The 25,687-nt window shown below is 39.2% G+C and carries 25 protein-coding genes; all 25 read right to left on the minus strand.

Annotated elements, in window-relative coordinates:
* Positions 1-3 precede the first annotated feature (3 nt).
* Complete coding sequence (locus AB1401_02935) at positions 4-987, minus strand: GDP-mannose 4,6-dehydratase (GenBank protein ID MEW6614414.1); 984 nt, start codon at positions 985-987, stop codon at positions 4-6.
* A 32-nt stretch (positions 988-1,019) separates the two neighbouring features.
* Positions 1,020-1,682 (minus strand): HAD-IA family hydrolase, encoded by a 663-nt coding sequence (locus AB1401_02940; protein MEW6614415.1) that lies wholly within the window; start codon positions 1,680-1,682, stop codon positions 1,020-1,022.
* Positions 1,679-2,590: an NAD(P)-dependent oxidoreductase gene (locus AB1401_02945; protein ID MEW6614416.1), complete on the minus strand. Its 912-nt coding sequence runs from the start codon at positions 2,588-2,590 to the stop codon at positions 1,679-1,681. Before AB1401_02945 ends, AB1401_02940 begins: the two co-directional genes overlap by 4 nt.
* Positions 2,591-3,499 carry a phosphoglycerate dehydrogenase gene (locus AB1401_02950; GenBank protein ID MEW6614417.1) on the minus strand — a complete coding sequence of 303 codons (909 nt, stop codon included), beginning with the start codon at positions 3,497-3,499 and terminating at the stop codon, positions 2,591-2,593.
* Positions 3,500-3,504: 5 nt separating this feature from the next.
* Positions 3,505-5,475 (minus strand): hypothetical protein, encoded by a 1,971-nt coding sequence (locus AB1401_02955; GenBank protein MEW6614418.1) that lies wholly within the window; start codon positions 5,473-5,475, stop codon positions 3,505-3,507.
* A 37-nt stretch (positions 5,476-5,512) separates the two neighbouring features.
* Entirely contained in the window at positions 5,513-6,505 is a 993-nt protein-coding gene (locus tag AB1401_02960) for a class I SAM-dependent methyltransferase (protein ID MEW6614419.1), read from the minus strand.
* A gap of 18 nt (positions 6,506-6,523) precedes the next feature.
* A complete protein-coding gene (gene kdsB / locus AB1401_02965) occupies positions 6,524-7,285 on the minus strand; it encodes a 3-deoxy-manno-octulosonate cytidylyltransferase (protein ID MEW6614420.1) in 762 nt (253 codons plus the stop codon).
* The gene (locus tag AB1401_02970) at positions 7,282-8,220 is read right to left on the minus strand and encodes an NAD-dependent epimerase/dehydratase family protein (GenBank protein ID MEW6614421.1); all 939 of its coding nucleotides are present in this window, start codon (positions 8,218-8,220) and stop codon (positions 7,282-7,284) included. The genes kdsB (AB1401_02965) and AB1401_02970 overlap by 4 nt, the downstream gene beginning before the upstream one ends.
* Positions 8,217-8,996 (minus strand): 3-deoxy-manno-octulosonate cytidylyltransferase, encoded by a 780-nt coding sequence (gene kdsB / locus AB1401_02975; protein MEW6614422.1) that lies wholly within the window; start codon positions 8,994-8,996, stop codon positions 8,217-8,219. Before kdsB (AB1401_02975) ends, AB1401_02970 begins: the two co-directional genes overlap by 4 nt.
* Positions 8,993-9,781 carry an aldolase/citrate lyase family protein gene (locus AB1401_02980; GenBank protein ID MEW6614423.1) on the minus strand — a complete coding sequence of 263 codons (789 nt, stop codon included), beginning with the start codon at positions 9,779-9,781 and terminating at the stop codon, positions 8,993-8,995. The genes kdsB (AB1401_02975) and AB1401_02980 overlap by 4 nt, the downstream gene beginning before the upstream one ends.
* A gap of 102 nt (positions 9,782-9,883) precedes the next feature.
* Positions 9,884-11,017 (minus strand): glycosyltransferase, encoded by a 1,134-nt coding sequence (locus AB1401_02985; protein MEW6614424.1) that lies wholly within the window; start codon positions 11,015-11,017, stop codon positions 9,884-9,886.
* A 28-nt stretch (positions 11,018-11,045) separates the two neighbouring features.
* Positions 11,046-11,540 (minus strand): hypothetical protein, encoded by a 495-nt coding sequence (locus tag AB1401_02990; GenBank protein ID MEW6614425.1) that lies wholly within the window; start codon positions 11,538-11,540, stop codon positions 11,046-11,048.
* Positions 11,541-11,546: 6 nt separating this feature from the next.
* On the minus strand, positions 11,547-12,476 hold the full coding sequence (locus AB1401_02995; GenBank protein MEW6614426.1) for a glycosyltransferase: 930 nt from the start codon (positions 12,474-12,476) through the stop codon (positions 11,547-11,549).
* 21 nt (positions 12,477-12,497) lie between these two features.
* The gene (locus tag AB1401_03000; GenBank protein ID MEW6614427.1) at positions 12,498-13,451 is read right to left on the minus strand and encodes an SDR family oxidoreductase; all 954 of its coding nucleotides are present in this window, start codon (positions 13,449-13,451) and stop codon (positions 12,498-12,500) included.
* On the minus strand, positions 13,448-13,897 hold the full coding sequence (locus tag AB1401_03005; protein ID MEW6614428.1) for a dTDP-4-dehydrorhamnose 3,5-epimerase family protein: 450 nt from the start codon (positions 13,895-13,897) through the stop codon (positions 13,448-13,450). The genes AB1401_03000 and AB1401_03005 overlap by 4 nt, the downstream gene beginning before the upstream one ends.
* 123 nt (positions 13,898-14,020) lie before the next feature.
* Positions 14,021-14,995, minus strand: a complete 975-nt coding sequence (locus tag AB1401_03010) for a GDP-mannose 4,6-dehydratase (GenBank protein ID MEW6614429.1) — start codon at positions 14,993-14,995, stop codon at positions 14,021-14,023.
* A gap of 44 nt (positions 14,996-15,039) precedes the next feature.
* Positions 15,040-15,813: a glucose-1-phosphate cytidylyltransferase gene (gene rfbF, locus AB1401_03015; protein ID MEW6614430.1), complete on the minus strand. Its 774-nt coding sequence runs from the start codon at positions 15,811-15,813 to the stop codon at positions 15,040-15,042.
* Between the two features lie 122 nt (positions 15,814-15,935).
* Positions 15,936-16,781: an FkbM family methyltransferase gene (locus AB1401_03020; protein MEW6614431.1), complete on the minus strand. Its 846-nt coding sequence runs from the start codon at positions 16,779-16,781 to the stop codon at positions 15,936-15,938.
* A 121-nt stretch (positions 16,782-16,902) separates the two neighbouring features.
* Entirely contained in the window at positions 16,903-18,681 is a 1,779-nt protein-coding gene (locus tag AB1401_03025; protein MEW6614432.1) for an ABC transporter ATP-binding protein, read from the minus strand.
* Between the two features lie 2 nt (positions 18,682-18,683).
* Positions 18,684-20,486, minus strand: coding sequence for a radical SAM protein (locus AB1401_03030; protein ID MEW6614433.1), 1,803 nt, complete (start codon positions 20,484-20,486; stop codon positions 18,684-18,686).
* The gene (locus tag AB1401_03035; GenBank protein MEW6614434.1) at positions 20,479-21,714 is read right to left on the minus strand and encodes a hypothetical protein; all 1,236 of its coding nucleotides are present in this window, start codon (positions 21,712-21,714) and stop codon (positions 20,479-20,481) included. The genes AB1401_03030 and AB1401_03035 overlap by 8 nt, the downstream gene beginning before the upstream one ends.
* Complete coding sequence (locus AB1401_03040) at positions 21,705-22,535, minus strand: SDR family oxidoreductase (protein ID MEW6614435.1); 831 nt, start codon at positions 22,533-22,535, stop codon at positions 21,705-21,707. The genes AB1401_03035 and AB1401_03040 overlap by 10 nt, the downstream gene beginning before the upstream one ends.
* 10 nt (positions 22,536-22,545) lie before the next feature.
* Positions 22,546-23,361, minus strand: coding sequence for an AAC(3) family N-acetyltransferase (locus tag AB1401_03045; protein ID MEW6614436.1), 816 nt, complete (start codon positions 23,359-23,361; stop codon positions 22,546-22,548).
* Positions 23,362-23,386: 25 nt separating this feature from the next.
* Positions 23,387-24,778: an aspartate aminotransferase family protein gene (locus tag AB1401_03050; protein ID MEW6614437.1), complete on the minus strand. Its 1,392-nt coding sequence runs from the start codon at positions 24,776-24,778 to the stop codon at positions 23,387-23,389.
* Positions 24,779-24,877: 99 nt separating this feature from the next.
* Positions 24,878-25,672 (minus strand): acylneuraminate cytidylyltransferase family protein, encoded by a 795-nt coding sequence (locus AB1401_03055; protein MEW6614438.1) that lies wholly within the window; start codon positions 25,670-25,672, stop codon positions 24,878-24,880.
* Between the last annotated feature and the right edge of the window lie 15 nt (positions 25,673-25,687).

Genomic DNA, 25,687 nt, shown 5'->3' on the forward strand with positions numbered 1-25,687 from the left:
ATGTTAATTTATGTTGTGTAATATCTTTCTTCGTTCTTTAATAGTTATTTCTATAGCCTTACGGAGTGAAACTTTTGGCTCATAACCTAATATTTTTTTTGCCTTGGTAAGGTCTGGTTTTCTTTTCATAATATCCTTGTACTTCCCAAAAATTTCCTCCATTGGTACAAATTTTAGCTTTAACTCCTTACCAGTATTTGCAATCTCATGTATAAGGTAAGCGCTATCAATAACACTAAGCTCTTCATCGTTGCCAATATTGATAATTTCACCTGTTGCTTCTTTCTCTTCCATAGCCAGGACGGTTCCATCAACGAGATCCGTAACATAGCCCATCGATCTTGTTTGGGTTCCATCTCCATGGATAATAACCTCTTCGTCTTTCAATATGGCATCGATAAAGATCGGGATATGCCCTCCGCTCCAGGTAAAACTGGAACGTGAACTGAATGAACCAAAATATCTAAGGACAACAACAGGAACGCTGTAATCCTTATAATAGGCAAATACCATCTGTTCATCGTATAGTTTTGATACAGCATAGCTCCATCTTTTTATCATGCTTGGCCCTAAAAGAAGGTCACCATCTTCCCGATGGGGTATATCTGGAGACATCCCGTAAACATCAGAGGTTGAGGCAAACATAACCTTACTACCCCACATCTTAGCAATTTCCAAGACGTTCTCCGTTCCCTTTCCATTTACCATTAGGGTTGCCATACTTGAATCAGCCTCCCCAACCTTTTTAACTGCGGCTAGATGAACGATTATATCGACATCTTTTCCCAGTATCTTCATTGTTTCAAAATCCAGAACATCTACCTGATAAAATTTAAATCCGGGACCATTTACATTGCCGCTTATGTTTTCTAGTTTGCCGAAAGACAGGTTGTCAATGCCCACTACCTCGTAACCTTTTTCCAGCAGGGCATCCAATAAATGAGAACCGACCATTCCAGCCACGCCAGTTATTAAAACTCTTTTCAAGTTATTTCCCCTTTTTAAAACTCATTTTGTAGTTATAGTTTCTCAATTATTTTATGAAGCAATGTTAAATCCTCTATTTTTAAACAACTGATGTCTGCAAACAGACTGTCTTTTGTCCCAGCCCTTGCAATAAAAGTAACTGAGTTTATTTTTGCTGCTTCATAATCACTCAAGGCGTCTCCTATATAGATAGCTTCTGAGGGAGTAATTTTTTCTTTGTTAATTATCTTTTTTACAATATCAAGCTTTTTTATAGGTGCGCCATAGATACCCTTAAAGTAATGCCCTATATTCCTCTTTCTTACTATTTCTTCTATTTCTTCCTGTGGAGTACCCGTAGCAATAAAGCATCGATACAATTCTGCATGTTCTTCTAAAAACTCTTTTGCGCCCCTTACATATGATGAGCTTACAACTTCATCTACAACGAGGTCTGAAAATTTTTTACATAATTGCTGAAACTTTAGTTCTGTTAAGGGTTGTTTTAATATGTTTTCATATATATATTTGAATTTCTCATACCTTGAAACACCACCATTTCTGGTGTGGTACTCTATGATTTTTCTGACCGCTATTTCCCCTTCAGATTCAAAGAGGATTGCAAATGCCTTGGTTTTTATATCAAAAGATTCGACAATTACCCCATCAAAATCAAAAATTATCACTTTAACCCTTAGTTTCTGCACTGTATTCATTCTTTTACCACCAGCCCATCATAAGTGGGGAGCGGATAAAGGTCTTTATATATACCCTGAAGGCATTTAATAAGCCCTTGGCCCAGATCAACATAGCTTTTGCTGATAAGTCTTTTTGCAATTTTCGGGGCAAAGGTGTAGGGTGTAATCTCATAGTGATAATTGAATGAAGGGGGGGTATATTTTATCTCTATTTTGTTGTCAAGTATCTCCTTTATCATACTTAAAAGGTCTTTCAGCTTCATCTGCTGATTGCCAGTGATTATTACATACTGATTGACAAATTCGTCTGTAAGTATTTCTATACTGCCTTTGGCTGCATCATACACATGGATGTATTCCCTTAGTTCTTCTCCATCACCTTCGCGGGTAATCTTTCCTTTAGTAAGTGCCTCAGTTAATATCTTATGAATAAAGTTTTTCTTGTCAGCTCGTGGTCCATAAAGAGAACCATATCGGAGTATGGTATAGGGTAATCCAAAGACCTCTTTATAGTTTTCTATCAGGAGTTCACAGGATTGTTTTGTGCTTCTATAGAAAGAACCAGCCTTGCTGTACACATAAAGTGAGCTGGCAAACATAAACCTCTTGATACTGTTTTTTCTGCATGCTTCCAGAATAATAGAGTTGCCTACTATGTTATACTTTACACTGTCCAGCGGTCTCTTGCTGGCTTCATCTATATCTGCAATGCCTGCAAAGTTATAAACAAAATCACACCCTGACACAGCCTCTTCAACAGCGGATTCATTAAGAATGTCTCCGACAATCATTTCCTGTTTACTACTTATAAACGGAGATGGACGAATATCAAAAACCCTCACTTCATATTCCACAGCTGTCAATGCATCTGCGACATGGCTTCCAAGAAACCCTGAACCACCAAAAATTACCGCTCTCTTTGACAATTACGCCACCTCTTTTAAACCCTTTAAAAGATTTTCCACCGCCTGTGTTTCCATCTGTATCCTTGCTTCCTTTGCATAAGATCCAATGTGTGGAGTCAGGATAACACTGTTCAGATCTTTCAAAGAACCGTTGTAAGGCTCTTTTGCAAAGACATCCAAAGCGGCACCTGATAGATCACCTGCTTTGAGGGCATTGTGTAATGCATCCTCGTCAACTATACCGCCTCTGGAGGAATTAACTAGCCATGCCCCTTTTTTCATTATTTTAAATTCCCTCTTTCCTAATAGCTTTTCGTTCCCGGAAACATGGATAGACACGATGTCTGCCCAGACAAGCAGCTCTTCCAAAGATAGTCGTTTTAATTCCATCAGTCCATCTTCAACAAAAGGGTCCGCATAGGCTATCTCACAACCAAAGGGCTTCAGAAACTCAGCCACTTTCTTTCCAACCCTTCCAAAACCAACTATGCCAATTTTTTTACAAAACAGGAGGTTTCCCATCTTTTTTTGCCAGTGTCCGTTACGAAGTTTTCTATCCATATCACAAACTTTTCGTAGCAAATTAAGCATTAACCCGATAGTTAATTCAGCAACTGCAAGTGTTGGAGCATCTGGAGTATTGAATACTTTTATCCCCAGTTTATCAGCGGCAGTAATATCTACATTCTCAACCCCCACCCCGCACCGAGAGATAACTTTTAATTCTGAGAGCTTTTGAAGGACATCCGCAGTGATTCGCTCTGTACCAGCTATAAGACCAGCACATCCCTGGCAAAGATTTGTCAACTCTTCTCCTGATAAAGTTCTTTTATGGGGATTAAGCTGGAACTCTAATTCATGTTCCATTAGAGTATCCAAAGGGGTTCTGTCGTACTCCGCAAATGAAGATGTCGAGATCAAAATTTTCATTTATTTTACTGGACTCCCAGTGCACTCAACTTGTCTCTCAGATATTCACATGGCATATCGACAAACTTGAAAAACTCGTTGACATTGTCTTTTGCCTTTATCATATCAGAGTCGTTGATCTGGTCATTTTTGTTTATTATATCTGTAATTTCATTTTCCAGTTCAGCACTTGAAGAGACATATTTAAATAATCCTGTTACTCTTGTGGCTGAAAAAGGACTGTGATCAAGCGTATTCACAATCAGGGGTATTATAACTTTACACTGATATGCCAGGGCTTCTAAATTTGCAGTTGAACCGCAGGCAACTAAGATCTTTGACTCCTCTAATAGCTTCTCAAGCAGATGGTTGGATTGTGTAAAATTAAATCGAATCTCGTCTTTATTAATAATATGGTTCAGACTTAGGGCAGGATGGGTTTTTATAATGACATTAAAATCGTAATTATTGATATTTATGCTATTGAAAAGCTGGATAAGCTTTCTTGATTCATCAGCGTGCAGGTTGGTAGCAATAACAATCTGATTCTTCTTTCTTTGCCATGAATAGTTGTTTAAAAGTACCTTGTATAAGTATTGATGCCGGAAACTACACCATACCTGAATGGTTTTGTTTCCCCATCCACACTCTCTCAGGAAATTTGCAGGAATCTCACCTGAACAGGCAATCAAATCTGGTTTGGGTATCGAACAAAGGTCGTTTCCCTCAAGCTCAACCCTGGAATTAAAATAGCCTAAGAAGTAGTAAGGTAATATTGCATGCTGAAGGGCAAGCAAATTTGCATTTGTATATTTTTTAACATTGAAACACAGTGATTTTTCCCAGGGCTGCATCTCAAAAATGTAAAATGCTAATTTAAGATGCTTCTGCCCTTTAAAAGTATTCTTGAAAGAATAAAAATGCATCAGTTCTTGAAGTAGATGTGCACCCTCAAAAGACCTGTACCATGTTTCTCTAAATATGGGCCATACATCCCAGTCTCTGTAAAAGTCATTGAATAGCAATTTGATTCTATTCTTATATAGCATTGATTTAAATTTCATTGTCAGATAATTCAGCATTATCCAGAACCAACTATGCAACTTTAAGTACTCAAGATGAAATTTCAGGTTGTATCCTTTCTTGTTTAAATCTTTACCTATCCTTAAAATTTCAGAATATTTGTAACCATCCATTTCTACCGGGATGGCGATCCATTTGATTTTCTCTTTTTTCCCATTTTCTATTGCTGATTGAATATCAGGGCAGTATTTATTAACGAATTTCCCATTCTTTAATTTTTCTCTGTCTAATAAGGGGAAATAGGTTACACCAATCGTTTCAGTTTCGATACTCTCTGAGGTAACTTCAGCGGTTAACCTCTTGTTTAAGAGATAAAACTTTAAAAATCCAAGTATCAAGGCATATATTGCAACACAATGTTTAATAATGTTTTTTATGGTAAACCTGATGGTGTTGTTTTTTCTAAGAGTTACCAGGTCTATTTTTTGCTTAATGCAGGCTTTAATAAGAGTTCTTATAACCTCATAATTTTCAAAATCAGCTATTACCAAACTGCAATCATATTTATTCGCAGTAGAAATTATTGAATAGAATAAAGTCAAATCTTTAAAAACTGATGTCTTATAGGTGCTTTTCTCTTCGACTAACGAAGACCACCAGAGCGAATAGTTTTCATCAATCATTTTAGTAAAATCTAAGATATTTTGTGATCTTTTTACTTGTTTCTTTGCTATATCACCAACGTATTTAATGTATTCATGCCTGATATTATATGCATTTTCATGAAAGATTTCTGATGAGTTTAAATTCTCATAGTCTATAGATTCTTTTTTTAAAAAGTCTGCGATGGATAAATGCCCTGATACATCTAGGGCAAATAAATAGTATTTATAGGTTTTAAATTCCTTTATTGTCCTCTCACTCTTTGAATTCCAGCCTTCATTATCAAAAATGTAGAGCGCTGTTTTCTTCATAGAGAGATGCCTTTGCACAACCTGCCAAGAGCCCACGTTATAACTTTTGGGCTAACATACACATATGAGAGCTTAAATTGTTTTCCTGAAGAAACTTCTGGAAATTTTCCTTCACACTCGTTGGTGATTTCTTAATAAGATACCGAATGAATCTGTTCTGCGAAACAAGATCGATATTGTTTTCAATGATATTAACGTCGAGTTTCCCAGGTGTGAAAGATTTTATTACCCTGTATCCAGTTCGGTCTAAAAGTATTTCCAACGATTCTACATTAAAGAAATTTATATGGTGGGGAGGGAAGATGCTGTCCGATTTGTTCCATAGATTTAACAGCTCAAAACCATTAATATTTAACGTTGTTAAAATTAAATAACCGTTATTGGCCAAAAGTCCATTGATCGCTCTTAAAAATTTTTCTGGAGAAAAAAGGTGCTCAATGACTTCAAACGAGGTTGCTGCCTTAAAATAATTTTTTGGTTCTTTTACTTTTTCTACCGCCATTTCAATAATGCTAAACCCTTTTTCCCTGCATATAGCAGCTAAATAAGTTGACGGCTCTACCCCTGTAATCTCGTTGAAAAAATTTATTTTTTGGACTTCCTCTCCAAAAATCCCGTATCCCATCCCAACATCCAGAAGGTTTTCCATCCTTTCATCTCCTGAGGCTTCCCTCAGTAAGTCGACAACCATTTTAGCCTTTGGTGAGAAGATTTCTTTTCGCCTTGCCTCCTCTGTTTCTTTAAAGAGATGTTCTGCCCAGTATTTAGTAGCTTTTGATCTCTTATAGTAATTATTAATCGCCGATTCGGGAGGCCGAGGGTTGGCAAAGAGAGTGCCGCATTTCAGACACTCAACGTAAACAAATCCGTTTTTGGTAAACTGATTTTTGAAATCCTTTGATTCTTTACATGCAGGGCAGGGGCAATAAAGACGTTTAACTGTATCGTTAAAGAATTCTTTGATGTCTTCTCTGGACAAACGCAGAAATTCCTTCTGTAAATGAAGGGGTCTGATATCGGCTTCTTTCATTATCTTCCCCTAGATCACCTAATACTTTAATAATAGAGGATCATTTTTCATGATTTTTTCTACATTTTTCACGTCTTCTGGAACATCTACGCTGTATGTCTCAAAAGGTGACTCGATTATTTTTACCCTGTATCCGTGCTCAAGCCATCGCAGCATGTCAATGGACTCTATTTCCTCTAAAGTGGTCATTTCCAAAGACGTATAAAGCTGTAAGGATTCTTTTGTAAAGGGCATGACACAGACTTCAACCAGACAATCAAACCTCTTATCTCCAAGCCATTTTGACGGAATAGTTTCTCTTGAAAAATACATGGCATAACCCTTTTTATCGCATACAACCTTTACCTCATTTCTATCCTCTGCATATTCCTGCGAGACTCTTTTCGCCAGGTTTACACATACTATAGAATTATCTTGGATAAGTGACTCAACCGCCAATCGTAACATTTCGGGATTAACCAGCGGTTCATCACCCTGCAGATTTATGATAATATCTGCATCGTTGCCGAGAATCATCGCCGCTTCAGCCACCCTCTCAGATGCCCTCCTGTGCTGGTTACCTGTCATGATAACTTTTCCGCCGAATGCTTCCACTCTCTCCTTTATTTCATGGTCAGGGGTTGCAATATATGTCCCATCAAGAAAATCAGTCATGTCAGCACGTTTATAAACATGCTCTATCATGGGCTTACCGCATATATTAACAAAGGGTTTGTCCCTGAAACGGTAAGACCCCAGACGGGCAGGAATGATACAGATGATTTTCTTTCCATCCTTCATTTTTTCATCCTTTCCAGACTGAGTGCTTGAGCAAGCATCTTTTCCAATCCTTTTTTCAATTCTACATATGGCTGAAAACCCGCCACTTTTTGAAAAAGACTGATGTCCGCACAGATGCCAAAAATATCTCCTTGTGTGTTTCCTGATACTTCAACAGGTACTTTTCTCCCATAAACCTCAAACAGGGTTTCAATCAACTGCTGGACAGTTGTTTTTATTCCTGTCCCCACATTAAATATTTTGCCGATTGTTCTTTCGTCACGCAAGCAAATTAAAAAAGCATTAACTACATCGTCTATATATATGAAATCCCGAAAACGATTCAGGCTGCCTTTCACTATAATATTGTTATTCTTAATCATCTGAGCCAGATAAATACTTACCATTCCCTGACGCAAATTTTCGAGATTCTGACCGGGCCCGTAAACATTAAACAACCGCAAAGAGGTCGGTCTGATTCCCATCTTATGATATATCCTGAGATAATGTTCACTGGCTACCTTCCCAACACCATAAAAAGAAACGGGCATTAGCTCTTCATCTTCATTAACTGGTCTGTCTTCCTTTACCCCGTACACCGACATCGTACTTGCATAGATGAATCTCTCGCACCCGGTCTTCAGTCCAAAATTGATGAGGTGCAATGTTGACTCTGTATTCGTACTGAGATCATATACCGGGTCGTCAAAACTGATTTCTCCAGAGGACTGGCCTGCAATATGTAAGATTGCGTCAAACCTGGTATCTGTCAAGTCGTCATAAATTGAGCTATCCTGGCAGTCTCCATTTATGAACACCGAACCTTTTGGAACATTTTCCAGATAGCCGGTAGTGAGATTATCGATAATGACGACTTCATGTTCCTGTTCCAGCAGGACCTTTGCAACCCACGAACCGATAAAACCCGCTCCCCCTGTCACCAGATATTTGCTCATAACTTAATCTCTGCATACCTGTGGATAAGATCATCAGTTTTCATCAAACTTTCCACCTTACACAGGTCTTCCAGTGTATCTACACTATAAGTATCACGGTCAGTCATCACCATCTTGATTTTAAACCCATGCTCTATAATTCGTAACATATCAACTGACTCTATAATTTCCAGAGGTGTTGGTTCAAGCTCATTGAACTTAATAAGAAAATCTCTCCTGAAGGGAATAATACATACCTGTTTTAACATTGGAACTTCTTTTGCCCCTTTTTTCCAGGAGGGTATGGGTTCCCTGGAAAAGTAAATTGCATAATTTTTTTTATCTATGACCACCTTGACCTCATTGGGGTCATTATGTTCTTCCTGGGATTTCTGGGGAGCCATTAGATTTACTACCTGAATATTTTCATCCTTCAACATGGGGTTAACTGCTGCGTCAATCATCTCCGGGTAAATCATCGGCTCATCACCCTGTATCATCACCACAATATCAGTCTTTCTTCCTGTTTCATTTTCTATCGTAAGCATTGCTTCAGAGGCTCTATCTGATGCCCTCTCATGAGTATCACTGGTCATAATGGCCCTTGCCCCGATAGACCCTGCATAATCCATTATATCTCTGTCACAGGTTGCAATGTAGACTTCATTTAAAATACTGCTCATTTTGCTTCTAAAATAAACGTGCCCTATCATCGGGATACCATTTATTTTGGCAAGAGGCTTACCAGGAAAACGGGATGAAGCCATCCGGGCAGGAATTATACCAATAGTGTTCATATATTCTCCTTTAATCCTCGCATAATCTTTTTCATTCCCTCTCTGCATGAAGTGCCCAAAAACAACGTATCCAAACTGAAGGCAATAAATCGGTAGCCTTCCTCTATCTTTTTTAGGACATGTTTGGCATCCGGTGGAATTATATGAAACCCTGATACCGCCCCATATTTTTTTGCCACTTCCATTATACGGTTAAGGGCTTTTCTCACCTCAGGATGATCAAATTCACCTGGTTTTCCCAACGACCCTGATAGATCATAAGGTCCAACTATAAAGGCGTTTATACCATCTACACTCAGGATTTTTTCTAGGTTATTTACTGCTTCAATGTGTTCAATCTGAACGATAACAATACTTTCTTTGTTTACCCATTCTTTGTATTCCTCAAATTCTAGGCCGTATCCTTGTGCACGGGCAAGTCCTACTCCCCTTGTTCCCACAGGTGGATACTTTACAGCATTTACTGCCTTTATTGCATCTTCCTGTGTATTTACCATAGGGACAATAACCCCGTAGGCACCCGCATCCATAACTCTTTTTATGATATTGGCGTTGTTTTCTTCAACACGAACTAAAGGAGGTACACCGCATAGTTCTATAACCTGTATGATTTGCTGTGCCTGATGTAATGTTATAGCAGAATGTTCCATATCCACGGTCAGCCAGTCAAAACCAGACCTTGCCATAATCTCTGCTATATAAGGGTTGCCTATAGTAATCCACGAGCCAATAGTTACGTTATGAGTATTCAGGCGTTCTTTGAAGCTAAGTTTCTTTTTTTCCATTTTTTTCATATTCTACTGAGGTTCTCTCCTTTGTTTCCCGATAAGATTAAATGAAGATTGATAAAACGGATATTTTCAGGGTATAGCTCATAACTTACAGATTCAGTTGACCATCATGGTTTTCTTTTTCTTTAAATTTTCGTACAACTCGATCACCTTGTTTACATATGAACTGGACTTAAAGTTCTGGATTACGTGTTGACGGGCAGCTAGCCCTAATTTTTCTGCCTCCCCCCGATTATCCAGTACCCAGGCTAAAGCATTTGCCAGTTCACCATGGTTATTGACTTCGACTAATTTGCCAGTTACACCATCGCTCAGGAGTTCTTCTATCCCACCCACCCGGGTAGCGATGCAAGGCAGACCCATAGACATAGCTTCTAGCAGAGAGATTGGCATCCCTTCGCTGATAGAAGGCAGTATGAAGACGTCTAATGAATTAAGGATATTTGCTACATCGTCTCGCCACCCTGTAAAACGAACTTTGGAACTTATATCCAACGAAATAGCGTACTTCCTTAATTCTTCTTTAAGCGGGCCATCACCCACAAATACAAGAAACAGTTCTTTTTCCTTGAATCTATATAAAAGATCTATCAAAAGCCTCTGGTTTTTTATCCTTGACAGAGAAGAAACCGTCCCCAAAACCGTTGCTTGTTCAGGAAGTTGTAACTCGTGTCTAATGGTCTTTCTCGATCGACTGACATGTAGTGTTTCATCCTCCACCATATTTTTGATCACTTTTATTTTTGTTTCTGGAACATGATAGAGTCTCTGAATGTCTTTTTTAATGGCATCACTACAACACAAAATGACATCACTGAGACGGGCTATTAATCGTCCAATTAATCTATGAAACCAATATCTTGTCTTTAAATGAAAACTGTGTTCCCCGTGTTCTTCTGTAATAATCAAAGGAATTTTTGCAAGTGTGCCCGCCAGGGTACTGTGGTAGTTGGCGAAAAAAAGAGAGGAATGAATAATATCGAAAGCCTCACTTTTCATGTAGGCAAAGAGTTTATAGGTAGTTAAAAACGAGAAAAAATGAGAAGATTGGGTTAGTTCCTTGATTCGATATCCCATAGCTTCTAACTTATCCCCGTATCTCCCCTTTTTTCTCAAACAACAAATATGTATTTTATATTCGTCTTTGGGAAGATGTTTCAAAAACATGTATCTTATTGCTTGAGCGCCACCTATATCCAGGTCGTTATGAACATATAAAATATTAATCATGCGGTTATACCGATAAACTTCCGAATTTCTAAACCTGAACCTGGAAATCTGGCGAATAGTCTTTTATCTTGATTGCTGGATTCCCCCCTATCATGGCATAACCTTCTGTATAAGATTTTGTCACTACCGAACCAGCTCCAACAATGGTATACGGGCCTAACGTGATGTTACCCAGAACAACGGAATTGGCTCCTACAAAAACATGGTCATTGAGGATAGGAAACATCTCTCCGAATTCATCCAGGTAAGCATCTGGTGATCCGAAAACAACTCCGCTCATAATTTTTACAGAGTTCCCGATAATTGTCTTTCTGCCAATGACCACACCGACTGGATGGGGAATTTTAAAATTCTGACCAATTTGGACAGTCGGTGGAATGTCTGCTCCAGTTAAAAATAGATTGAGTCTATAAAGGAAAAAAGCTACCCAACGGCATGGTCTGAATGGTTTATGCTGAAACCAGGCAGAAATCCTGAATAATAGGATGCAAAGACGGCCAGTATCCAGAATATTAGCCAACATTATTTTCTACATATTTCTGATTTTGTAATAAATTTTGGTAATAGTATGGAGTAATCTGCTGCCTAAAAAGCTCAGAACATAATTTCTCAACAAGGTAGTATCCGTTTGTTTTAAATCGTTAGTAAATACTTTATAGGTAAGTTTCCTTACTTTAGCATAGTCATGTAAGTGGAAACAGTGCATAGCTGCCAATTTGAATGCGTTTGAATAAACGGAGTTTTTTATTTGATGTATTGTTTCTGGCAAATTGGAGAGAGAATAAAAACTATCTAAAGCTGCCAATATTGCAGCTACTCTTTCCTGGGAATTTGATTTACTACCCTGGTGGATTCTGTAAAATAAGTCTCTTGAATGTGTCCAATAAAATTTATATTTAAGAGAAAGCCGAAGAAGCAATTCCCAATCTTCACAGGTTACCAGCTCTTTATGTTCATTAAATTTCCCTGTGTCTTCCAGACAACTTCTTTTTATTATTACACTGGAAAGGGCTGCAAAATTATAATGCAGTAGTTTCCTGGTTATGTTTCCTTCATAGTGTATCGGTGTATATCTCCTGCTGACAGGCTCACCATTTTCTCCTATAATTTCATAGTCACTGTACACAATCCCGGCTTCAGGGTTTTTTTTAAAAACATCCAGTTGCTTTTCAATTTTATCATGCTTCCAAAGGTCATCGGAATCAAGAAAGGCTACATATTCTCCTGTTGAATTGTCTATTCCTAAATTTCGTGATGCGGCTATGATTCCATGGTTTTTAAATATAAAATACCTTATCCTTGGGTCCTTATATGAGGATACCAATTCTTCAGTCTGATCTTCTGAGTGATTGTCCACTATTATTAATTCAAAATTTTTATGAGTTTGAGAAAAAACTGAGTCTATTGCATAACCAAGGAATTTGGCTTGATTATATGTAGGTATTATTACTGATACCAAAGGGTCATTCATTTTTTGATATTATAAAAACTCTTCGCAAACAGAGAGTGTCTTTAGAATTTCTTTATCCATTTCACTTTTCAGCGTAAAGCCTGTATACATAATTTTTTGAATACTATACGTAAATGGCATCTCTAAAACTTCTGGAGCTGTTTTTTCATTGGGCACCTCTAGTTTAATTTTTTTCCCGTACTTAACATCACAGACTTCTGCGACTTTTTGGGCTGCATTCAGAATAGATATCGCACAATTTCCACCCAGATTATATAATCCATCCCCCCATTTGTCTTTTAAAACAAAAATAAAATGATAAACAGCCCTTGCTATGTCTTCAATTGATATGAAATCTCTGTACTGCCTGCCGGATGATTTTAACCTTATTTTGCCGGTTGTTACCGCTTGCCGGCATAGATCGTTAAAAACTAAAGTCCATCTGTTAATATCTTTATCCATGGGGTAACCGTAGCCGTTTGACAACCTCAATATTAGTGTTTTAATTCCATAATAATGCTCAAAGTATCTCACGAAATCCTCTGCAGCCCTGTGCGTTATTGAATAAGGATGAAACGGTTTTGTGGGGGTTTCCTCGGTAATGATTGAGTTTGAAGGATTGCCGTATACATGAAAGGTAGAAAAGTAGATAAACTTTTTTATCCCTTTAGTTCGTGAAAGCTCTAATAGATTAAATGTCCCCTTTACATTTATCTCCCATGCGGATTGTGGGTCTTTTAGAGAGTCAATCTCATTTAATGCTGCCAGATGGATGACAACTTCCACTCCGTCCAGGCACTTATCAATGGATTCCTTTTCAAGAACGTCCATCTGTAATATTTCAAACTCTTTTGCCCATGAGGGTAATTTTCTGTCTTTATTCCTTGTTGTGAGACTAATCTTAATATCTTCTGCTTCTCTTTTAAGGTAATTTGCAATTCGCCCTCCAATGTATCCCAATCCACCGGTTATTAATATTTTCACTTATGCTTTAGCTCCCAGCTATAAGGAATATGGTTGTTGAAAGGGTCCAATCTTTCAATTTCATCAGGTCTGTGAGGAATCGTTGCAAGGTTGGCAACTATGCTTATGGTTGTTCCGATACCCTTGAAACCGTTCCAGACCAAGGGAGGTATCTTTACCAGGCAATAGTTATTCAAACCTAAGAATATTTCCTGTATTTTTCCTTTGGTTGGCGAATTTTCCCTCTCGTCATAGAGTACCAGCTTTATCATCCCATATATGACAGCATAGTTTAATGTCATCTCTTTATGAATGTGCCAGCCCTTTATTACACCCGGATACACGGTAGAAAAATATATCTCGCCAAATTTTTCAAACTCCGGATCATCAACCCTCATCATATGCATAACTGATCCCCGTTCATCCGGGATTTTTCTTAATGGTTTAATCGTTACTCCTTGAATCATGGATATTTCCTCTGGGATAGTTGAGTAGTTGAGTGATAGCTTTTGTCCTTTTTGCCATACTTCCAGGTCACGGAAATCAGATTTCATTTGTCCATTCTGTTCTTCATCTACTCAACCACTCAACTATCTACTAAAAAACTCCCTATACCATTCTATCGTTTCGCTAAGTCCTTTCTCTAAGGTATATAAAGGCTTCCATTCCAATACCTCTCTTGCCTTTTGTGCTGAAAGATATTGATGATGAATTTCGTTTTTAACCTTATTTAATACGATTGGCTCTAAATCTTCTCTGCCCATCATTTTCAATATCTTCTTTACTAATTCTAAAACAGATATTTGTATTTCATTACTGAAATTAAAGGCTTCTCCGTATATAAGCAGTGTGTCCATCTTTTCTGCTAAAAATAGATAGGCATTAACCGCATCAAGTATATAAATGTAATCCCTGATAAATGAACCATCACTTCTAATTACTGGATATTCGTTATTTATAACCGAACGAATGGTTCCGGGGACGATCCGGTTGAAGTTCAAATCCCCCCCACCATAAAAGTTCCCGCACCTGGTGATGCAGACTGGCAGTTTATAAGTGTCGTAGTAAGTAAATGCAATTAAATCAGCACAGCTCTTTGAAACGTCATACGGATGAGAACCTCTGAGGGGTGTGTCTTCGGTATAGGGCAGAATTTCCTGCTCTCCGTATGCCTTGTCACTGGAGGCTACTACAATTCTTTTGACTGTTGGATTCCTCCGGCATGCTTCTAAAAGATTCCATGTACCTTTTATATTGGTTTCAAAAGTGGATATTGGATTTCTGTTTGCAATGCTGACTATGGTTTGGGCAGATAAATGGAAGACTGTGTCTATTTCATATTCGTTGATGACTCTCTCCAGGAGTAAGTAGTCTTCAATTTCTCCTCTTAGCACATTTATTTCATTTATAAATCCGGACCAGTTCAGATTGGATTTAGGCACCCAGTCTCTTATCAAGCCTGTAACATTGGCACCCCTTTCAACCAGGAGTTTAGTTAACCATGAGCCTAAAAGTCCAGTACAGCCTGTTACAAATACATTCCTGTTCAGCCAGTAATCCCGCATAATCTCCTACTCAACTACTCAACTAATCAGCCCCTCAACCAACCCTACCATACCTTCCAGGGAGGATTACCATTTTCCCATAACTCAGTCAGGTATTTATAGTCCCTGTAGGTATCCATGCACTGCCAGAAGCCTTTATGCTGGAATATTTTTAGTTCACCATCTGAAGCCAATTTTTCTAAAGGCTCCCTTTCCAGGACACAATTATCGTCGTTTTTCAGGTAATTGAAGAACGCCCTGTTAAATACAAAAAAACCACCATTAATTGAGTTATTATTGGTTATAGGTTTCTCATTGAATGAAATTACCTGATCTTTATGAATCAGGAGCTCGCCATATCGGGAAGGTGGAGATACCCCCGTTACCGTTCCTATCTTGCCATGGCTTTTATGAAAATTCAGTAATTCTTGAACATTCAGATCTGTTACCCCATCTCCATAGGTTAACATGAAGGTATCTCCATCAATAAATCTCTCAATTCGTTTTACACGTGTGCCTGTCATGGCGTTTAGCCCTGTGTCTATTAATGTAATTTCCCATCCTGTTTCTGAATGCTTGGGATATATTTCTATGTTCTTCGAGCCAAGCTCAATTGTGAAGTCGTTTGATAGGATTTCATAGTGATAAAAATACTCTTTTATAACTTCACCTTTATAACCAAGACAAAGAATAAACTTGTTAAACCCGTAATAGGCGTATGTCTTCATGATATGCCATAGAATCGGCATACCTCCAATTTCGACCATGGGCTTTGGTCTTATCTCTGTCTCTTCTCTCAAACGGGTACCAAAACCACCACAGAGTATAGCAACTTTCATAGTACAGCCTTTCAAAAGTATCTTCTATTTAAGGACAAAACTCACGGTGCCGCTATGGAGCACAGCGGAATAGCGGTCAAATGCAGCACCTTATAAGATATTATAAGTATTAGCCCAATTTACTACGACCGTACAAAGATGTGATTGTACACATTAGAAAACTTGCTATTATCAAATTCGGGAGCATGCTGTTTTTTGAAAAACTTTAATCCTGAGTTTTCGAGTATATCTATTACTTCCTTGCAATAGTCTTTTCTATCTGTGTCTAATTCTACAAGAACTGATTTGAGTCGTTTGTCAGTAAGCGTTTTTCTAGCCCCTTTAACAATCTTATTTTCATTGCCATCAACATCAATTTTGATGCCGTTTGGAAAAGGAGGATTAAACTGTTCAACAAAATCATCTATGCTAAGCCCAATCATTGCTTGTTTCAAAGATGCTGTAAAAGTGTTACCCTCCCAGTCGAGTGTTTCACCAAAGCTATTTAGGGCTGCGCCGAGCTCGGTGTTTGCCATATAGAAAGTATCCAGCTTTGTTGTATCATTGAAAGCTATGCAGTAAGCCGATATCCTATCATCCATTTTATTGATTTCTATATTTCTGCTCAACAAATAGTAATTGCCTGGGTGAGGTTCAAATGCTAGTACGAGCATTCCTTTCGCTCCTGCATACAGAGAATACACTCCAACACTTGCACCAATATCCCAAATAATCTCTGCTTTATTGAAGGTATGTATCCATTCAATAGTTTCTGGTTCCTTTGTAAGTAAAGTTCTAGCACGCCATTCAGGTAACTTTCCTGGACAGAAAAACTTTATTTCTCCAACCTCAGTTTTTAAGGCGAAGACTGGCGCAAGATCTTCTGACAAATGGGCAAAAATCACCGTAGCTTTATCTCTCCCAACAATTTGGATTCCTCTTTTCAATAGTTTTGTTGCTTGATCAAGTGCCTTTTGTTTGATGCGCATATTTGCTCGTTTTTTATGGAGCTTCTGAGTAACTTCAAAAAAGTTACTCCTTGATAAACTGCCCCTGTGGGGCGTGGGTCGCTAACAGAGATATCCACCGGTAGCTAAGATAGGAATCCTTTTAAAAAATCTGTGTTTCATAATATTTTCTATAGATGCCATTTTTCTCTATAAGGCTTTGGTGTGTACCAATTTCTGTTATTTTGCCTTCGTTAAAAACGACAATACGGTCTGCATTTTTAACTGTTGATAGTCTATGGGCAATAGCTATTACTGTGCGGTTTCGGCTTAAATCATAGATCGCTTCCTGTATTAGTTGTTCAGTACCGCTATCCAGAGCGCTCGTTGCTTCATCCAGCACAAGGATATCACTGTCCCTCATAAAAGCACGGGCAATGGCAATGCGCTGCCTTTGGCCTCCTGAGAGTTTTACGCCCCGTTCGCCCAATTCCGTCTTTACTTTTTCTGGTAGAGCATTTATAAATTCTTCACTCCTTGACTGTTTAACTGCCAGCCAGAATTTTTCTTCGTCAGTATAACTGTCATCATCAACACCATATTTGATGTTATTTTCTACTGTGTCGTCGAAAATAAAGGTATCCTGGCTTACCACACTGACCAGCCTTCGCCAGTCTGATCGTTTTATTTCATTCAAGTCAATTCCATCAACGGTTATTCTACCTTTATCCGGATCAAAAAGTCTCAAGAGGAGACGAATAAAGGTTGATTTACCGGCACCTGATTCGCCCACGATTGCAATTGTCTCATTTGCATTTATACATAGGTTAATATCACTCAATGCATAATGGTTGCTGTTGGGATAAGAAAAGTGAACTGATTCGAAACATATTTTATCATAAAGTTTCTTTTTGCTTTTTTCTCCCCATTTCAGAACAGGCTGCACTGTGTCATCTCTGAATGCCTTTTCAATAAAATTGATGCCTGCTGTGTACTCGGCAATCCTGATTCTTGCGTCATTAATGGTTGAAATCTTGGGAACTATTCTGAGTACTATGGCCAGAAAAACTATCAGGGATGTGCTTGAGATTGAAAAACGTGATACAGCGAAATAAATGATTATGCATATACCTCCAAAACCAATAAGGCTGTCAAAAAACCTGTTTTGTTGTTGATTCATAACCATTGCATTGACATTCTTCAAAAGACTCTGTGTTAATTTCTTAAAAGCTGAAGATTCTTTTGCTTCGGCTGTGTATAACTTAATTACCTCTATTCCCTGAAAAATGCTAATCAGGTGCTTGTTTAGCAATCTTCTCACTTGCATGGTTTCTTTTCCCAGCCTTCTCATTTTTTTTATGAATATACCGGATACAAGATAACGAGCCAGGGCAGCGAGAGCTATTATGAGGGTTAGTTTCCATGATATAAGTAGTAAAAATAATGAATAGACCAGGACTGAAAGTGAATCAATAACCATGCTGATAAGAAAATTCAGAGACTGGCCTACATGTTCCACTTCCAACATCAGAGTATTAACCGTTGTTCCACTTGAAGTGGAATGAAAATAGGGTAGGGGGTAATTAATAATTCTATTAAATCCCTCGTCTCTGATGGCTTTCATAATAGGGTTATATGTTCTTGCAGAAATATTATGGGTTATGAAAAATACAAGGAAACTTAACAGTAGAACTATAAAAATAGCCCAGATAAAATTAGATACCGATGCTTCAAGACCAAAAAACTGGATTGCCCGGAATATCTGCATGAATTTTTTATCTGTGACTATAGCTTCTCCTTTCTGTATGTATTCAATGAGAGGGAAGAATAACCCCACACCTACCCCTTCAATTAAAGTATTCAAAAATATGAATACTAGCAGAATTAAAATACGATATTTATAAATCCAGAAGAACTGCCTGAAAAGCCAGAGTTTTCTCAATGCTACCTGCCCCTTCTGAGTGCGACCATTTCTGGACTCCCCAAATACGGATGATCAACATCCTCTTCAACAATCTTCCGAAGGGATCTGTATTCCCATGGGAATATCTTTTTCTTAAATGGTCTTTTGATGTGAAACAGGAGAAACTCTTTAAACAAACATAAGGATTTGATTAAACCCTCTTTTCTGGCAACCCGTACCAGACTGACAATCCACAAGAGTGAGCGGGCTTTATAAACAGCAACGGGATACCTGTCAAATAATCCCAGCTTCCCTGTACGTAGGAAAGTTTGTACAAGACACAACAGGTTTGGTGGTTGTTTGCCATTAAATATCCATTTAAAATAATGGTCAAGCCCGAAAAGTCTGATATAACTGTAATTAACACAGGATATAAGGAGCAGAGGCCATGAAAGAAGAGTCAGTCGCGGGTATCCTGTGAAGTTTATCGTAGTAGCACTGTCGGCAGCGTCCCTGTCTGATATTGTGAGCAGATATTGCTCCTCATCTTCGAGAGTCTGTCCAATTTTCCCGATACTTCGGGCATATTCATAAAGCGGTGTTCCGGGCAGGGCTTGAGCAAAATTTATACTTATCTCCCTGGGATTCTGAGACTTTTTTGATGTTATTTTTATTAAATCAGATAAGAATTTCTTTGTTTCTCTAATGGTTTCCGGTGTCTCGCCAGGCATCCCTATAACTAGCTGGACAATAGTATGCAGACCGGCATTTAGTGTCCACTGAACAGCATTGTAGTTTTCTTCCAGGGGGACCCGTTTTTCCATAATCTTCAGAATTTTTTCGCTTCCACTCTCCATGCCGTAAATTATTGTACGGCATCCAGCATCTTTCATTATTTCAATTAGTTCCGGAGTAACCGAATCAACCCTCATCCCGCCAACCTTCCACAGCAAATCGAGTGGTTTGATTAACTCACAGAACTTTTGCAACCATTGAGGAATTACACCAAAACATTCATCAGAAATAAAAAGAGTGCCAACATCAAAACGGGTAATCAACTCCTTAATCCGTTCCATAACAATTTCAGGAGGGATAATCCGAATACCTTTAACAAAACGGTGACAGTATGTACAGCGACAGATACATCCTTTGGAGCATGAGATCACCCCTATTGTTTTGTTCAGTCTGTCGATTGGAATGGACTCCGGATTATCATGATAATTATGGAAGAAATACCTGAACGGAAGGGTATTCTGGTTCAGTTTCCCTAATCTGGGGAAGTAGTGCCTTACTGAAATTGAATCCAGGATATCCCATTCAACATCAAAGATTGCTTCTTTTGGAATCTGCTCGGCATAGCCGGTTACAACAAGTTTGTCATCGTCAAGGAAAGCAAGCCCTTTAATATCATACATATCCTTTTTTGACTTATGAGGGAAGTATCTGTCAAGAATTTGAGAACAGACCTTTTCCCCTTCGCCAAGAACACAAAAATCAACGCCGGTCTTTCTTAGAATGATTTCCGCACTTGCCGCCAGGTTGCCTCCAAGAATCACTGTAATATCAGGCAAACGTCTCTTTATCTCCAGGGAGAAAAACTTACAATTCTCATATCCGGTGGAAACAGGCGAGCTTATAGCCAGAACGTCGGGATTGAAGGATAGAATATAATCAATTGCATCTTCCCTTGAGGGCCTAAGTACGTCCATATTGTAAAGAAATGTATTTTTGTAGCCTGCTCTGTGAAGAGAGGTAATAACCGCCATAGCTCCATAAGGTGGGTAATTATCCGGTATACCTCTCTGTGATAAGGTAATAAATAGAATCCTTATGTCTTTATCCATTGCTAGCAATTTTTCCTAGTAGTGTATCCGCCACAATGTCTCCAAATAGACGATCTTCGTTTGTATCCAGTTTTATATACTTTCTCTCAAAATCTTCATAACCAGCAGGATTATAGGAAAAAATCCCTTTATTTAACATCTGCTGCAAGTCGGCATCCCTGTCAATATAGTGAATTTCTGAACCCAAAGCCTTGGCATGAGCTATTATATTATTTTGGAAAAAGGTGTCGCCCTTCATTTTCCATATTGATATAAAACATACAGGCTTTTTATGAATTACCGCAAACTTCACTGCCCCAGAGTAATGGCAGATTACACCGCTTGAGTATTTTATCAACTGTTCAGTATCGTAAAGAAAAGGGCGTTCATTATAGACATTATCTTCATCTGTATGTTTAGGATGTGCTGCTATTATTATCCTTTTTCCTGTATTTCTTTCCACAAAATCGAAGAACTCATTAATAATTTTGGAGTAATCTAGTTTGCTTATTCCTCCAGTTATGTTGAGAATGGGATAATCATGGCCGCCCCAGGGTGTGTCTGCAATATGGACATAATATTCTCCATCCGGGATATATTCTGCTTTGGGTTTGCATTTATTTCTCAGGTATCTGTCATAATCAAAGGAGTGTGCATGAATAACCTGAGTTTTCGGAGGGGGGTAGCAGTAAGGAGAGGTTTCTGATCCGAGAAAATAGTATTCTGGATATCTGATGCCAAAGAAATATGCGAATCTGTAGGAAAGCCTGTACATATAATTTTTGACTTTTCCCATAAAGGAACTTGAAAAAAAGGTTGCAGGGTTTGCAATCATAGTTTTAAATATTCGTAAAAAGCGTCCGAAAATTGTTTTTCCCTCTCCCATGACAGGCGGATGTATGTTTCCATTTGTGATTATATAGTCCACATTAGCGCTCTTAAGAATTCGTAGTAACTTTATGCCAGGAAAAACCACGAGAAAGGCGATCTTCCATCCCCTTATACTATCCAGATGCTTTCTTAAATCCTTTCCGGACTCAATCCAGAACTGTTCAATTCCCATTACCGGTTCCAGTAACTTATTGTATTGCAATTCTTCCAGAGCCTCAGGATGTAAAAAATTGAATACGTTCAATATAACAATGTTAAATCCTCTTTTGCTCAGTATATCGAATCCATATTTGAGGGCATAGTCCTCATTGAATGGGTAAACCGTAATAAATATTATGTTCTTCTTGCTTACCAGCACGTCCTCCCGCCATCAATTACCAGATTAGTACCGGTCATATAGTATGATGCATCAGAGACGAGAAAAATAATTGCAGCCTTGTATTCATCTTTTTTTGCCATTCTTCCCATTGGTATCAGGTTTGTAAGCCTGGCTACGAAATCCTCGGGCTGGTTGGTATAGACCCCACCGGGTGAGATGGCATTGACCCTCACACCTGCCTTTGCCCAGTATGTGGCAAGATACCTTGTCAGTCCGATAAGACCGTGTTTAACAACAGAGTACGTAACGGGCTTTACAGGCTGAAGCTCTTCTGATAGCCCCTCTTTTTGATAAATTCGCTGGTCAGGTGCAATAATGCTCAAATCGGATGCGATATTCAGGATCACTCCACCACCACTTTTAGCCATGTGTGTACCAACTATCTGACTGCACAAAAAGGCACCTGTCAGACCGACAGAAATATCCTGATGCCACATCTCAATAGAGAAATTCTCAAAACGACTCCACTCGTGTTCACTCGCATTGTCAACCTTTGGATCGTTAGCGGCATTATTAATCAGTATGTCAACCCTGCCAAAATCTGATAGTGTTTTATTTAATCCATCTTTAATAGTATCGCCAGAGGTTATGTCTACCTCCATGGCACGGCATGGAACCTTCCACTGCTTTGAGATTTCTGACACATATTCTTCAGCATTTGTTACATCTATGTCCCATAATACAGGGATTCCCCCTGCTTCGGCAATCGCCTCGGCATGTTGAATCCCTAAGAGTCCAGCGCCTCCGGTGATCAGCGCCACCTTGTTATCAATTCTGAATTGCTTAAGCGCTTCTTCCATGTTCTCCTCTTTAAGACTCCGGGATCCGGAAATAGGATTCATCTTGTTCCAGCTTTTTGACTGCTAAGCCGACGGCATCAGCCAGCTTGAAAAAAGTGATCCGATAGTCATCAAGCTGGGTCTCCCGCATTTTGTTTTCAGACAGTAAGTCTTTGCGTAGTTTGATAAACCATTCTGACGAACCTGGATATTTCTTAAGCCTGACAAAAGCCCTTCTGCCTCCTGGCTCATCGACCAAGACCTTTAAATTTGACTGGTAAAGATAGGAACAATCTGCGATGAATTCAGCCACATGGATACCCGTGCAGGCTTCCAAGCTGACACCGAGCAACAAGATGTAGCCGCCGTCTTTAAACAGCTTATAACATGGACTTCCTACTCCCTCAGACTCATGAAGAGGATGTCCGCAGGTATAGTAATCTGCTTTTCTGCCAATAGCAGCCACGGAACTGATTGGATGATAGCTCCTTCGGACTTCCGGATAGTTTAAGAAGTACTGAGGAAGAATCCCCCTGTTCCTGACCGGTGTTTTCTTTGGATCAAAAGGATTCATTTTTTGCTTGATTTTCTTTACCCATGTCTGAGGCACAGGGGGATTTTTCCAGTCCTGAGGATCGGTCAGATCGCCGCTATGTGATGGCACCAGCAGCGTGCCACCAGGCCCGATCAATTCAAGCAGCGCATCTATGATGTCATACGGTCCATTGACCACGTAACCTAAACCGCTCAATGAACTATGCACCATTAACGACATGTTAGACTTGATACCTAGTTGGAGAAAAATCTTGACCAGATCACCCTTCGAATAGATTTTCTGCTCTGGCAAACGACCTCCTTTTAATCTCCTGTCATCACAGCAATTCCCCAATCGCCTCTTCTACTACCTCAAGTCCCTCGACTAATGCATCTTCAGCGATATTAAGGGGCGGACCGTATTTAAGGGTGCCGCAACCTGTACGTATCAAAAACACCCCCTTTTGCATCGCCTTTTCCACAATCCTGTCAGTCAGTTCTACATCCAGTTGTTCCCTGAATGGTTTGTGAGATTCAGCTCTTGGGTCGCTTATATATACGGCGTGAAGCATACCTTTTCCAAGGATCAATCTTACAATTTCAGGATATTTTTCACGCAGTCTCTTATTGGCTTCATTAAAGAATATCTCTTTTCTCTTCGACTCTTCAATCAGTTTCTCTTTTTCGAATATTTCAATAGTCTTTAATCCTGCTGTACAGGCTAATGGGTGCCCCCCGTGTGTACTGGTATATTCAGGATCGAGATCGATTAAGTCAGCCCTGCCCATGACTACCGATAGTGGCACGCTTGATGAGGTTGCTTTTCCACAGATTACCAGATCAGGTTCAATATCATAGTACTGGTAGGCAAAGAGTTTTCCTGTCCTGCCGAACCCTGCCTGAATCTCATCACACATAAGGAGTGATTCATTATCTCGTGACCACTGTCTCATTGTCTGGACATAATCCTTCGGATAAAAAACAGCCCCCCATCCCTGAAAGGACTCGATAATAAAGGCAGCTATGTTCTTTAGATTAATTCCTCTTTCTTCCAGTTGATGGAGATGTTTTTGAAACAGATCTTTTCCTGTCAGCTTTTTTGTGTCTTCTTCCCAGGGATATGGAAACGGCATATGCACCATATTGGGGTCTAGATATCCTATCCATTTCTTGTCGGCATGTTTTCCGCCAACCATCTGTGAACCCATGGTCTTCCCATGAAAGTTTCCGTCACCTCCAACAATAATATTTTTATTGGTGGATTTTGTAAGCCCGTACAATCTTGCCAGTTTAACAGCACGCTCAACTGCTTCAGTTCCTGCGCTGAACAGGGAGAATTTTTTAATATAATCAGGGGTAAACTGCGACAGCTTTTCAAGATAGTTTGCACGCTCAAAAGTGGGGTAGCTGTATGAATGTAAAAGCGGCTTATCGATTACTTCTTTAAGCCCTTTTCTGATAGTTTCATGTCCATGCCCTGTATTTGTTACAAAAATTGTAGAAGAAAAATCGATCCATCTGTTACCCCATAAATCTTCGAGGGTATGACCGTATGCACGGGTCCACATAATAGGCGGCTGGTTTACAACATTTGAAGATTCGTATTTAATGATTTTATTTAATACAGGGAGGGATTCAGGTACAGGAAGCATGGTCTTGATGCGCCTGTTCTTCGTTTCTACATGGGGTACATCTACGGGTTTCATTTTAAATCTGTATTCTTCTGTCATTTTTATATCTCTTTTCTCTTAACCCCCCAGCCCCCCCTTTTTCAAAGGGGGGGGTGAGGGGGGGTATTGTCCTTTGTGTCGCCATACGGCATGGATGTTTTATTCCCTTTTCACTTGCACCCCTTTCCAAAGAAGGGGTGAGGGGGGTGCCTTTTCGTAGTTGTTGCACAAATATTCGTGAATCTTGTATTTTTTAGTAAGCAGGTTGTACTCTATCCTTTCAAAGTCCTCTTCCCTGTCCAGTTCTCCTGTATCAGGTGCGATAAAGCCCAACATTCTACGCCCATAACATGAATTGTGTTTGATTAATGTTTCGCTTTTGATTATGTCAACGTAACCATTTCCAAAGTATGTTGGAGGAAACGCCTGCCTTGGCAGGTTGTAATACTCTGGCCGTGGATCATTAGGGCAAAGTCCTATAAGAAATTCATCTTCCATGCCAAACATTTTACATGGGGATTCCTGTATTTCATGAACAGAGACCAAGCCTGTTGCTTCAGGGTAGCTTTTAATCTTTTTTACCGCTGTATCAATGACCTCAGGTTCTCTCAGGGGTGTGGTAGGACGTATTTGAACTAAATATTCGGGGATAAACGATTCATTCTCTTTAAACCACCTGACGGCGTGTTGGAAGACCTCAATGTCCATAGAGTTATCCCTGGCGAACTCTTCAGGCCTTAAGAAGGGTACTTCGGCTCCAAATTGGCGTGCGACATCAGCAATTTCTTCAGAGTCAGTAGATACAATAGTCCTTCCGATCTCAGTCGCAAGTTTACACGCAGCTATCGAATAGGCGATTAACGGGAAACCGCCCATAAACTTAATATTCTTTTTTGGTATCCCTTTCGATCCTCCCCTCGCTTGAATTATAGCAACTACATTGGCCTTTTTCATAACTATCACTCCGGC

It is taken from the genome of Thermodesulfobacteriota bacterium (assembly GCA_040757775.1).
In the GTDB taxonomy this organism is placed as follows: domain Bacteria; phylum Desulfobacterota; class UBA8473; order UBA8473; family UBA8473; genus UBA8473.

Bases quoted from the DNA above. Each gene is read 5' to 3' on its own strand.
- AB1401_02940 (MEW6614415.1), bottom strand. From the start codon at position 1,682: ATGAATACAGTGCAGAAACTAAGGGTTAAAGTGATAATTTTTGATTTT.
- AB1401_02950 (MEW6614417.1), bottom strand. From the start codon at position 3,499: ATGAAAATTTTGATCTCGACATCTTCATTTGCGGAGTACGACAGAACC.
- AB1401_02955 (MEW6614418.1), bottom strand. From the start codon at position 5,475: ATGAAGAAAACAGCGCTCTACATTTTTGATAATGAAGGCTGGAATTCA.
- AB1401_02960 (MEW6614419.1), bottom strand. From the start codon at position 6,505: ATGAAAGAAGCCGATATCAGACCCCTTCATTTACAGAAGGAATTTCTG.
- kdsB (MEW6614420.1), bottom strand. From the start codon at position 7,285: ATGAAGGATGGAAAGAAAATCATCTGTATCATTCCTGCCCGTCTGGGG.
- AB1401_02970 (MEW6614421.1), bottom strand. From the start codon at position 8,220: ATGAGCAAATATCTGGTGACAGGGGGAGCGGGTTTTATCGGTTCGTGG.
- kdsB (MEW6614422.1), bottom strand. From the start codon at position 8,996: ATGAACACTATTGGTATAATTCCTGCCCGGATGGCTTCATCCCGTTTT.
- AB1401_02980 (MEW6614423.1), bottom strand. From the start codon at position 9,781: ATGGAAAAAAAGAAACTTAGCTTCAAAGAACGCCTGAATACTCATAAC.
- AB1401_02985 (MEW6614424.1), bottom strand. From the start codon at position 11,017: ATGATTAATATTTTATATGTTCATAACGACCTGGATATAGGTGGCGCT.
- AB1401_02990 (MEW6614425.1), bottom strand. From the start codon at position 11,540: ATGTTGGCTAATATTCTGGATACTGGCCGTCTTTGCATCCTATTATTC.
- AB1401_03005 (MEW6614428.1), bottom strand. From the start codon at position 13,897: ATGATTCAAGGAGTAACGATTAAACCATTAAGAAAAATCCCGGATGAA.
- AB1401_03010 (MEW6614429.1), bottom strand. From the start codon at position 14,995: ATGCGGGATTACTGGCTGAACAGGAATGTATTTGTAACAGGCTGTACT.
- rfbF (MEW6614430.1), bottom strand. From the start codon at position 15,813: ATGAAAGTTGCTATACTCTGTGGTGGTTTTGGTACCCGTTTGAGAGAA.
- AB1401_03020 (MEW6614431.1), bottom strand. From the start codon at position 16,781: ATGCGCATCAAACAAAAGGCACTTGATCAAGCAACAAAACTATTGAAA.
- AB1401_03030 (MEW6614433.1), bottom strand. From the start codon at position 20,486: ATGGATAAAGACATAAGGATTCTATTTATTACCTTATCACAGAGAGGT.
- AB1401_03040 (MEW6614435.1), bottom strand. From the start codon at position 22,535: ATGGAAGAAGCGCTTAAGCAATTCAGAATTGATAACAAGGTGGCGCTG.
- AB1401_03050 (MEW6614437.1), bottom strand. From the start codon at position 24,778: ATGACAGAAGAATACAGATTTAAAATGAAACCCGTAGATGTACCCCAT.
- AB1401_03055 (MEW6614438.1), bottom strand. From the start codon at position 25,672: ATGAAAAAGGCCAATGTAGTTGCTATAATTCAAGCGAGGGGAGGATCG.